An 11,662-nucleotide genomic window follows, 5' to 3' on the forward strand; every position below is an offset into this window, starting at 1 on the left:
GTTTAATCCTTAAAGGTAGTCGTAGATATAGTTCTACTAGATAGTATGGTTACCGCATTTTTGAACGTGTTTTTACTGCCACTCTGTTTACGTTATTGAGCGTGAAGGCTCACTAGTTTTCCTTACGTCAGTTGATAGCGTTGGCTTTAACTCAACAATATCCCCATTAATCTCAACCCTACGGGCCAGCTTCAAGAATGAAAAGCCTGCACCCAGTACAATCAACATGCCGGGTACACCGGACAAATTGAACAACATCTTGATGGCATCAGTACCGATAAAGCTCGCACTTATCCAAGCGACAAAGGCCACGGCACAGCCCCAAATCGTTTTTACCCATATAGGAGACGTAAGGTTTTCTGCATCAACGCCTTGGATACACAGACCTCCAATCGCATCGGTCGTCGAATCGGCCGCTGTCACAAAGGTGATAAAGCAGGCAAATATGAATAGCGCGCTGAGTATAGTGCTACCAGGTAACTGATCGAACAGCACATAAATCACCGAAGCAAAACCATTGTCTTGGTAAGCTTGGTACATAATGCCGCCCATGGTGGTATCAAAGAACAATGAAGAACCGCTGAATATACTGAACCATACAAAGCCGAAAGCAGATGGCAACAGCAGATTGACCATGATGAACTGACGAACGGTATAGCCACGGGCAATTTTTCCAAGAAACAGACAGCTTAGTGGCGCCCAAGCAAACCAACTGGCAAAGAAAGCCACTGTCCACCAACCTGGCCATGGGTCATTGCCAGAAGCGCCTGTTACTAAGTTGCGTGCGAAAAAGTCAGAAAGATAAACCCCTAGCGACTCAACACCCAGCGACAAGATAAAGGTAGTAGGACCCACAATAAATATGAATATAGCGCCTACAAAGTAGAGCCAAGTGTTGATTCGAGCAAGGTTTTGGATACCACGGTGCAGTCCAGACGCAGCAGATATAAGCGCAGCCCCTATAATGACGATAGCGATAATTGCATACCCAGTGGTACTTTTCTGAATGCCTAGTACAGACTCCATGCCATCGCTTATCACCAATAGCCCAGAAGTCAATGTGGCAGACATACCCAGTACGACAGCAAATAGCGCTAAACCATCAACTATCTGACCACCAACACCATCAACCCAGCGCCCTAAAATTGGACGTAACATCGAACCAATAGAAAATGGTAACTTAAGATTATGGAATGCTAAGGCAAATGCCAAACCAGCAACCGTATAAATTGAATAAGGGGTAATCGTCCAATGTACAAAGATAGTAGACATCGAAAAGCGCATCGCTTCAGGGCTTTCAGGGATTATGCCTAAATATGCGGGGGGCTCATGATAGTGTAGAACTGGTTCGGCAACAGACCAAAATAGAATACCCATTGCAATAACTGTGGTTAGCGACACGGCAAACCAACGAAATGGGGTCAGCATTTGAGAGGCGTTTTCGCCGCCAATACGTACCCGCCCGATTGGGGCAAAAAAGGCGTACGCTGCGATAAACACCATGAATAAAGCACTAAGGTTGAATAACCAAGAAAGGTTAGTCATGATTATCGTGTTTAGGCTTGATGTGCCCGTGATAAAATTTTGTTTATCAATGAGTGTGTAAGCGACGGTTAATACCAAGCAAACAAATGCGGGCCAAAAAGTCACTGGTCGTAATTTTGCCATACAAACTTCCTTGTTATGGTTCTGATTACGGTCAAGATTACTCCAAATCACAGACCATTGGAAAATGATATAAAGTCTGTCAACCATGACTAAAAGTAATGCCACAAAATATTAGGATATTTGTTAAGAGAGAGGTTCGCTTTAAGATGAGTATTAATAGATATGAAAATTGCCCAAAATTATGTTTCATAGCTTGTCACTATTAATTTTTTGGCCAGAGATGTATTAAGTAGTATTTATGAAAGAGGTTACTGGAAAGTAAATAGCTGTAGAGTAATTATTCTCAAATATCAAAATCGTAGTGATGTCATAGTTAAATACAATACAGTAATTATAAATATACTAAGCTAGATGGCTCAACCTCTTGTTACCGACCTCTGCTGTCGAATCCGTAGACATTAAATTTAGGGGTTATAATTTTAACGAATTTTCTATTTACTGTTTATTTTTATTAGGGGATAGCTTTAAAATTAATATCGATAGCAAAGAATTACTCAATGCTAGAGTAGACCAAATATTAATCTAAACTATAACTTGTTGGGTGATAAACACCTCAATATTATGGTGTCCAAAATATAATTAACCTATCCCTTACCATGGAATTCTTTTACTCTAATGATTCGAAAATCACCTAAATGCTATTGTTTATATAGTGCAGAAGACTGATGTATAAAATCCACTTTTCTTAGGTGATGTTGTTAATATTGGGGTTTGACGGCAGGGGTCACTCAGGCGTAAGCGCATTGGGATTGATACAAACGCTGATAATACTAACCGTTAAAAAGCTTAAAGTGTGGCCAGCTATATTGGTTCTCGAAATACTTGTATATATAAGTCCACTTTTTTTATAGTGAAAGGATTATGTAAAGAACAGGTACTTATTGCAAGTATTTTTTCTAATTATTAGCTTTATAAAAACAAGAATTCATATTTGAATGACTAAGTGCTAAAATAGTATTTTAACACTCTTATATGAATGATTATATTATGAACATAAGATTTGATTTTTATACGCCAAGTGAAATTTCTCAGATTTTAGGTGAACGCTTAAAAACGCAGAGACTGGCATTAAACTTAACACAAGCCGCTTTAGCAGATAAGGCTGGTACTGGCATCAGTACTGTTGCTCGTATTGAGTCTGGTCAGGGCGGTACACTAGACAATATAATCAGGCTCGCTATGGCTCTTGGCATGGTAAATCACTTTTCTGAATTATTTGATGTAGTGCCTACCAATATAGAAGATGTTATCGCTAAACAAAATCCACGCTTGCGCGCCTCAAATAAAAGCTGATATAAGGTAGCCACCTCAATGTATCAACCGATATCAATCGTCAATATTTACTACCAAGGATTCGGAGACAAACGTCTTATCGGTAAATTAACGATGGATGGACGACGCCCTACCTTTGGCTATGATGCGGCGTGGCTGACTGATGGACTGGAGTTATCACCAATTGAGATGCCCTTACGATCAGCACCTTATTATGGTACTCATGCGTCGAGCCATTACCTATGCGGATTATTATCAGACAGCTTACCTGATGGTTGGGGAATGCTGCTCATGGATAGGTTCTTTCGAAAAACAATGTCTCATGCTACGTCAATCAATGTTTTAGATCGCCTCGCTTATATTGGTAATTCAGCAATGGGAGCACTTAGTTTTGAGCCACAACAAGATTTATCAGGCGCTGATATCGATATTAATGATTTTACTTTAGCCAAACTGGCCGCTGCCAATCAATCGATTTTATCCGGACAAGATAGCAACATACTGGCTGAGCTCATCGTTATCGGCGGCTCACCACAAGGTGCAAGACCAAAAGCACTTGTCCTATATGATGAAGCAACCGAGTTTATTACTACGGACTTAAAAAGCGAACAGCCATCCGCAGCGCCGTGGCTGATTAAGTTTCCTGCCCAATCTGAGCATAAAAGCGTTTGCCTATTAGAGTCAATTTATGCTGATATGGCTAAGCAAGCAGGCCTAAACATGCCTGCGCATCATTATTTTGATATCGGTGAAAAACATGCTGCTTTTGGGGTTGAGCGTTTTGACCGTATGGGCAATCAACGCGTTCATACTCATACGCTGGCAGGTTTATTAGATATTGATTTTCGCATCCCATCATTAGATTATCTGCAGTATTTACGCTGCGTGCGTATGTTGACCCAATCACAAGTTGCTGTAGAAGAGGGTTTTAGACATGCTGTATTTAATGTCATCTTTAACAATAAAGACGATCATAGCAAGAACTTCTCTTTTATGATGGACAAGGCTGGCAGGTGGTCATTGTCGCCTGTCTATGATCTCGTTTATAACTCAGGTATGAACGGTTATCATCAAATGGATGTGACTGGTGAAGCTCAATACCCTACCCGATCTCACTTATTAAAGTTGGCTAAACTTGCTGATATTAAGCAAAACAAGGCACAAGCTATTATTGATCAGGTAGCATCAGTTGCTGAGGACTTTTTGACTGTTATTAAAGATCATAACATTGAGAAAGAATTATCAAATCAGGTCATTCATGATATAAAAGCCAATCTCAATCGGATGGCAAATCAATAGACCTTAAGAAGTTGTTAAATTTGTTGTTAAAAATAAATACTTAACTACCTTATCCCTTAATAATAAAGGATTATGCTAAGTTAGTCGTTGCGTGGTGGGCGCACCAATTAAGATATGATTAGTACCGATTAAACCCTTGTAAGCCTTATGCTACAAGGGTTTTTTATTGCGTGTCGATAATACACCCTGACCTTCCATACCTTAACGATAGAAGTATTCTAAGAGGTATCGACTAACACTTCTTAGAATACCTTTAAAATATCTGAAATTATCAAGGCGTTGACTAACTCACCACCAAAACAAGCGACCATACAGACCTTGTAGTTTTATATTAATGCATAGATAAAAAAATCACCCTAACTGTTCAAGTTAAGGTGATTTTTTATGGTGTTTGCAATATCGATAATAGCTAACTATCTAATCTCTAACCTAGAAAGAAGTACGGCGATAGTTACGATATTCAGGTAACCAAAAATTCGCTTTTAATCGGCGTTGTAAATTCTCCGATGTGATAGGTAGTGCTAGCTTGTCTTGAGCCGCTTGCAATGCCACTGCATACGCTATTTTTTCACTGATCTCTCTGATAACTTTGATCGGCGGTAAGATGGCACCAGGTGCTTTTTCGTATTCCATTGATATATCTGCAAGAGCTTGGCTTGCTGCCGTTAGCATATTATCGCTGATACCTGTCGCACGTGCTGCTAAAACACCCAAACCGATACCGGGAAATATATAGCTGTTATTACACTGAGACACCTCAAAAGACTGACCGTTATAAGTGGTATGAGGAAACGGACTACCCGTCGCAACAATTGCCTTACCTTTACTCCAATTCATGACTTCTTGCGGCGTTGCTTCCACACGAGACGTTGGATTTGAAAGTGGTAGTACAATTGGGTGCTCAGTATTAGCACATAGCGACTCGATCACTTCTTGGGTGAACAGACCTTTTTGTCCGCTAACACCAAATAATACGGTGATTTTTGCTTGTTTAACCACTTGCGCTAAGCCGAGTTTCTTACTTTTATCCCAGCTTGCAATAGCTGATTCCTTTTGTACTAACGGTTCTTGGAATTTTTGCAGTTCTGTCATGCCATCTGTTAGTAGGCCATAGCGATCAACCATGAACACTTGACTACGAGCTTGCTCTTCAGTCAATCCTTCACGCTGCATTTGGCGAATAATATGCTCAGCAATACCGCAACCCGCAGATCCTGCGCCTAAAAATGCGATATTCTGTTGGCTAAGTTTTTGACCTTTATTTAGACAGGCTGCAATCAAAGTACCAACCGATACCGCAGCAGTCCCTTGAATATCATCATTGAAGCAGCATAGCTGATCACGATATTTATTCAGTAACGGGGTCGCGTTTTCCTGAGCAAAATCTTCAAATTGCAATAATACTTCTGGCCAACGGCGCTTAACGGCTTGAATAAACAAGTCCACAAATTCATTATATTCATCGCCAGAGATGCGCGGATTCCTCCAGCCCATATACATAGGATCATCAAGCAGCTGTTGGTTGTTGGTGCCGACATCCAGCAAAATAGGTAGACAGTAGGCTGGGCTAATACCACCACAAGCCGTGTATAAAGACAACTTACCGATTGGAATGCCCATACCGCCAATACCCTGATCCCCTAGACCCAAGATACGTTCACCGTCAGTAACAACGATCACTTTGACGTTTTGTTTGGTGGCATTTTGTAGCATATCGTCGATTTTGTGACGCTCAGGATATGAGATAAACAAACCCCGTTTACGACGATAGATTTGCGAGAACTTTTCACACGCCTGACCAACGGTTGGGGTATAAATGAGCGGCATGACTTCTTCGATATGCTGCTCAATTAAATGATGAAATAAGGTTTCATTGGTATCTTGGATGTTACGCAAGTAAATATGCTTATCCATCGCATCAGTGAATGAGCTTAGTTGATGATAAGCACGTAATGATTGCTCCTCAATCGTTTCAATATTATGAGGTAATAGCCCCGTTAAATTAAAACTACTACGTTCTTCTGATGAAAAAGCACTACCTTTATTCAGTAAAGGTGTCTCTAAAAGAGCGGGTCCAGCAACAGGAATATATAAAGGACGCTTGTTTGACATAATGTAATCTTCTTATTAAAGGCATATGAGTGAAAGCCATACTGAGTGAAAGCTATGCTAGTGCTGCATTATACATAGCATCGACTGGTATTTAACAATAGATAACAAAATCATTTTGAATAAATGTGCTTCTGAACTCGAGGTCACTGATACATTTACCGAGAAATAATCAAAAAGCACTACCAATCGGCAGTGCTTCTGAGGATGTATTGAACAATTTATAATGGACAAACACTGAACTATTTAGCTACTTAGCTACTTAGCTACTGATAAATAATCAGCCCATGGCCAGTTTTAAATATCAGTTATAGAGTTCAGTTATAAACAACACGAGCAATTGCGTTTGGTTTTCGACATTTTACCAATACCCGGATTAAAGGTATTGGTTGGGTCTAGGCTTTTATAGAAATTTTGCAAATCAGTTTCTGCTTCGTATAGATGCCCTACATTATGCTCAGCAGGATATTTGGCTCCTCGTGCGCTCAGTAGCTCTAACATCATCTTTTTAACAAGATGTGCATCACTACCCTTTTTCAAAATATAGTCTTGATGAAACACATAACAAAAGAAGTGTCCATAATAGAGTTTCTTTTCCAAATGCTGTTCAATGTCTTTAGGTAGCGTTTCAAGCCATTCTAATTCGTTACGTGGTATGGCAATATCCAATGCCAATATATCGCCGACGTCTTTTTCATGTATGACTTCATAACGTAATGCAGCACCTGCAGCGGCAAAGCGATGTAAAAAGGCACTTTCTGACTCTTCTTGACTACATTCAAAATAGTTACCCGTATTTGAAGCGTCGAAAAACACCTTCAGAAAATCCTGTGCTTCTGCTATGCCATCATCACTCATTTTTAAGATGAGATGATGCTCATATTGGTCGCGATACTCTAGCATTCGCTTCGATAAATGCTTTGGAAATATATTGGCGATGAACTGCATGACTTTGTCAGTGAAATGCTTTGGCATCCATGGCCATTTATGGAATTTTGCATCCATAGCACCTTTGATAGAAAACAGTCTAGGTAAGGCATTGGTACCGAGATGCTTAATACTCAAGAACGTGTCTTTTCCGTATTTAGCGGATACATCGAATATATCACGATGCATGTACTCACCCACTTCAGGAATATTATCGAAGCTTGATAATATTTGCCTTCTGAGCTGTGCAAGCTCACTCACACTGTTGGTACCTATATAAAAGGTTTTCTCTTTTACAGCCGTTGGATAGGTATCAAGACGTACTGCAAACACGGCAAGCTTGCCAGCGCAGCCGCTTGCTTCATACAGTCTTCGCTTATCCGCATTAAAGCGGCTTGGTGTGCTTGCATCAACGTCTTTGACTCTGGCGATATATTCTTTATCAGATGCCATCTTACCAGTATCAGATAATGCTCTTTTATCAAAATTACCTGTTTGTAGATTAGTGAGTATTTCATCTGGAGTATCACCCAATTCTACATCTAGGTGATTAACCAGCACTAGCTGACCGTGCTTGTCTATTTGGGCAAACAAAGCAAGCTCGGTATAAGCAGGACCTCTTTTCACCAGAGCCCCACCTGAATTGTTAGAAACACCGCCAATAATTGACGCACCCAACGTCGATGAACCGATGACCGAGTGAGGCGCTCTATTTACGGCTTTAAGCTGACTTTGCAATTGGTGCAACGTGGCGCCAGGTAAGCTAATCACTTGCTCGTTATCATTCACCAAATACAACTGATTCATTGCAAGGGTATTGATCACAACCACTGGTCTATCGTAATCATTACCGCTCGGGGTTGAGCCTTCCGTCAGCCCTGTTTTTGCTGCTTGCATGATAATAATGCAGTCGCCTTCCACACATATTTCTAGACTACGCCAAATCTCCAGCAGCGTTTGCGGAAACAAAACAGCCAAAGCGCTGCCGCCGCCAGAACGCCACCCCATTCTATAGTGTTCGTTTTTTTCTGGATCAGCCTGTACATTGCCGGCTCCCAGTAAATGGGTTAGCTTGTCTAACACTTGCTCAGGATGGAGTGTGTCTTGATGCGCTATATTTGATGAGAAAAGGTTTGATGAAGCTCTATTTAATGACGGCATATGACGCTCTTTATTTGGTGATTGTGTGTCACTCATGATGCTAAAGGCCCTTGAAAACCAAAAATATAAATGGCAGCCATGACGATAATCCCGCAGAACAACACATAATAGATGGTAGGTAAAATAGTACGCCTAAGTGTGGCGCCCTCCATACCGAGTAGGCCCACCGTTGCTGATGCAGCCACCACATTATGTACTGCAATCATATTACCAGCAGCCGCACCAACTGCTTGAGCCGCGATGATTAGAGAAGGTGAAATATGTAAGCTCATGGCGGCTTCGTATTGGAATTGACTGAACATCATGTTGGATACGGTATTAGAGCCCGCGATAAAGGCACCTAACGCACCAATGGTTGCACTGATTAAGGGGAAAACACTACCAAAAGTACCCGCAAACAACTCTGCACTGGCGACAGGCATACTCGCCACATCTGATAAGTTTACGCCTGAATTAATAAAAATTCTAACCATTGGAATCGTAAAAATAAGGACAAATCCGGCCCCTAGTACAGTTTTACCTGATTCTTTAAAGGCATTGTTTAGTGCATTGACAGGTTTGTTCGTTTGAAAGGCCGCAGCAACCAAGGCGCTGATTAATAACAAGCCGCCTGGTAAGTATAAAGGACTAAAACTGGCACTGATATCTGCCTCACTTAAAATCGAGGTTAGGTCTACTGTCGCGCTGTTCAGCAAAGACTGAAAGCCTGTTAATACTCTAGAACACACCAATAAAAGGGCAACCAATAAATAAGGGAACCATGCCATGACCGTGGACATCTTTTTATCACTCAACGCAGGAGTGATGTCTTCTTTGCTAACTATTAGCTTACCAAGCCATTCACTTGGCCAGCTTTTTTTCGGTTCAAAATCCCATGTGGTTTTTGGTACTAAAAATCCACGTTTTGCCGCATTAACAACGATAGTGATACTGACCAAACCGCCGACCAATGATGGAAACTCTGGCCCTAAAAAAATACCTGTTAGGGTATAAGGGACTGTGAATGCCAAACCCGCAAAAATAGCAAATGGCCAAATAGCGAAGCCTTCTCTCCAGCTTTTATTTTTACCAAAAAAGCGCGTGAGCATCATCACCATAAAAAGTGGCATAAATGTACCAATGACACCATGCATAACGGCTACTTGGCTGGTAATCAGTTGTAAAAAATCGCCCCACTCTAGTCCTTGTTGTGCCAATTGGGTGCTAATGGCTACTGTATCTAATCCCTTGTTTACTCCAATAACGATAGGCGTACCGACCGCACCAAATGACACAGGCGTACTTTGTATCATCATTCCCATTAACACGGCACCTAGCGCTGGAAATCCTATCGCGACGAGTAAAGGCGCGGCAATAGCGGCCGCTGTACCAAAGCCAGCCGCTCCCTCAAGAAAGCAGCCAAAGCACCATGCAATAATAATGGCTTGTACCCGTCTATCTGGCGATACATTGGTAAAGCCAGATCGAATAACGGCAATAGCACCCGTATGCTTCAACGTATTCAATAAGAAAATAGCGCCGAATACGATCCACAATACTGAAACCGTAATGACCATTCCTTGAATAATCGATGAAGACACGCGATTAAGCGTCATATCCCATACAAAGAGGGCAAGCGCGGCCGTAACCGCCAGAACGATTGGCATGGTTCTTTTGGCTGACCATTGCAAGCCTATCAAAAAAATACCACAGAGAACGATTGGCAGTAATGCCAACAGTCCATATATTGTTTGATTCAAAATCATAATCCTTTTTTTATCGTGTAATCTTCCTTGAACCACTTCATCTAAGCATTTTTTTTATCACTTCATGCTGTCGGTCAGACGAAGCCGAAAACAATCTCTGTCAGTGACATGATTAATAGAATGGTTAAATAAACAAATCCTCAAAATTCCCTAAAATATTCTACGCCTTGTCAATACATTGATATATTGCATCAAAGGATAATATTATTTTCTTTTTTTGCTATAATCCAAAAGCTATTACACCAATTGGGGAACAAGTATGGGCAAAGCTGACGATATGGTTTTATTCGTCCAAGTGGTTGATGAAGGGTCATTTTCTCGGGTCGCTGAAAAGCTGTCATTAACGAATTCAGTGGTAAGCAAACGTATTGCAAAATTAGAAGAGAGCTTAAACGCACAGCTGCTTTATAGGACAACCAGAAAGTTAAGCTTAACCGATGCAGGAAGGACGCTTTATAACAAAGCTAAAATCGCTAAATCTGCCTTTCAGGAAGCTGAAAATGCCGTGACAGGCTATGGTGAGGACATGAAAGGCAACATACGTATAACCATGCCAGCGGTCTCTGCAAATCTAATATTGAGCGAATCTATTGCCGAATTCTGTAAACAACACCCAGAAATATCAGTAGATGTACAGATTACCAACCGATTGGTTGATTTGATAGAAGAAGGGTTTGATCTGGCGATAAGGACAGCAGAGCTTGAAGACTCATCACTCATTGCAAGACGCCTTATAGATAGCCAATGGGTCATATGTGCGACACCAGACTATTTAGAGCGACACGGTACACCTCAAACCCCTGAACAATTACGGAGTCATGAGTGTTTGGTCTATAAGTTTGATCATACGGCGAATGGTATATGGCCGCTATATATGGATGGCACGGAACAACTGCTTCCTGTACAGGGGCGGTTTCATAGCAATCATCTTAATGCGATTAAACAAGCGACTCTCAGCGACCTAGGTATCGCCTTTTTACCACAAGCACTTGTTTATGAAGAAATGCAGCAAAATACGCTCACCCAGATTTTGCAACGCTTTACAAGAAAGAAAATGGGTATGTATGCGGTTTACCCCAAAGCACGGCAACCGGACCAAAAATTGAAACTGCTTGTAGCGCATCTGCGAGAATCATTACATCAAAAACAGGCTTACTACTGCTAATAACCTTTAGACAGGTCAATAGGCTTGTCCACTCTAGCTGCATTCTTCGATAATGCAATCCTTACGCACATAAGCACAGTTGGAAGATGGTGTGTGATACAGGTGTAAACCTTCGAATGTGGCAACGGATTTATACGTAAGAATAATGGTAGGGATAATAGCCTGCCTTACATATTAAATGCGTTAAATGCGATTTTCATCCTACACCACTGCTTACGTCCTGCTTTACAACCTCGTCGACAATATTTTGACATCAACAGTCATTAAAAATGTCGTTCTGATATGAAATTAGCCTTCAATTATCATAAAATCATTA

7 protein-coding genes are annotated in these 11,662 nt (G+C 41.1%); 3 read left to right on the top strand and 4 right to left on the bottom strand.

Going from position 1 to position 11,662, the window contains the following annotated elements:
• Window positions 1–87: 87 nt before the first annotated feature.
• Entirely contained in the window at window positions 88–1,668 is a 1,581-nt protein-coding gene (locus CXF61_RS07210; RefSeq protein ID WP_165597709.1) for a BCCT family transporter, read from the bottom strand.
• 987 nt (window positions 1,669–2,655) lie between these two features.
• Between CXF61_RS07210 and CXF61_RS07215 the strand changes: the two genes are divergently transcribed.
• Both CXF61_RS07215 and CXF61_RS07220 read left to right on the top strand, forming a co-directional pair.
• Entirely contained in the window at window positions 2,656–2,961 is a 306-nt protein-coding gene (locus CXF61_RS07215; protein WP_160022929.1) for a helix-turn-helix domain-containing protein, read from the top strand.
• Window positions 2,962–2,979: 18 nt separating this feature from the next.
• Window positions 2,980–4,239 carry a type II toxin-antitoxin system HipA family toxin gene (locus tag CXF61_RS07220; RefSeq protein WP_101211066.1) on the top strand — a complete coding sequence of 420 codons (1,260 nt, stop codon included), beginning with the start codon at window positions 2,980–2,982 and terminating at the stop codon, window positions 4,237–4,239.
• A 429-nt stretch (window positions 4,240–4,668) separates the two neighbouring features.
• Here CXF61_RS07220 and CXF61_RS07225 read toward each other — a convergent pair whose 3' ends face one another.
• The 3 genes from CXF61_RS07225 to CXF61_RS07235 all read right to left on the bottom strand — a co-directional run bounded on the left by CXF61_RS07225 (window position 4,669) and on the right by CXF61_RS07235 (window position 10,175).
• On the bottom strand, window positions 4,669–6,351 hold the full coding sequence (locus CXF61_RS07225) for an NAD-dependent malic enzyme (protein WP_101205849.1): 1,683 nt from the start codon (window positions 6,349–6,351) through the stop codon (window positions 4,669–4,671).
• Window positions 6,352–6,669: 318 nt separating this feature from the next.
• Window positions 6,670–8,436, bottom strand: coding sequence for a D-lactate dehydrogenase (gene dld, locus CXF61_RS07230; protein ID WP_165597712.1), 1,767 nt, complete (start codon window positions 8,434–8,436; stop codon window positions 6,670–6,672).
• Between the two features lie 32 nt (window positions 8,437–8,468).
• Window positions 8,469–10,175 (bottom strand): L-lactate permease, encoded by a 1,707-nt coding sequence (locus CXF61_RS07235; RefSeq protein ID WP_165597710.1) that lies wholly within the window; start codon window positions 10,173–10,175, stop codon window positions 8,469–8,471.
• Window positions 10,176–10,440: 265 nt separating this feature from the next.
• Between CXF61_RS07235 and CXF61_RS07240 the strand changes: the two genes are divergently transcribed.
• A complete protein-coding gene (locus tag CXF61_RS07240; RefSeq protein ID WP_165597711.1) occupies window positions 10,441–11,346 on the top strand; it encodes a LysR family transcriptional regulator in 906 nt (301 codons plus the stop codon).
• Window positions 11,347–11,662 lie beyond the last annotated feature (316 nt).

It is taken from the genome of Psychrobacter sp. 4Dc (genome assembly GCF_002836715.1).
Taxonomy (GTDB): domain Bacteria; phylum Pseudomonadota; class Gammaproteobacteria; order Pseudomonadales; family Moraxellaceae; genus Psychrobacter.

Bases quoted from the DNA above. Each gene is read 5' to 3' on its own strand.
- CXF61_RS07220 (WP_101211066.1), top strand. From the start codon at position 2,980: ATGTATCAACCGATATCAATCGTCAATATTTACTACCAAGGATTCGGA.
- CXF61_RS07240 (WP_165597711.1), top strand. From the start codon at position 10,441: ATGGGCAAAGCTGACGATATGGTTTTATTCGTCCAAGTGGTTGATGAA.
- dld (WP_165597712.1), bottom strand. From the start codon at position 8,436: ATGCCGTCATTAAATAGAGCTTCATCAAACCTTTTCTCATCAAATATA.
- CXF61_RS07225 (WP_101205849.1), bottom strand. From the start codon at position 6,351: ATGTCAAACAAGCGTCCTTTATATATTCCTGTTGCTGGACCCGCTCTT.
- CXF61_RS07210 (WP_165597709.1), bottom strand. From the start codon at position 1,668: ATGGCAAAATTACGACCAGTGACTTTTTGGCCCGCATTTGTTTGCTTG.
- CXF61_RS07215 (WP_160022929.1), top strand. From the start codon at position 2,656: ATGAACATAAGATTTGATTTTTATACGCCAAGTGAAATTTCTCAGATT.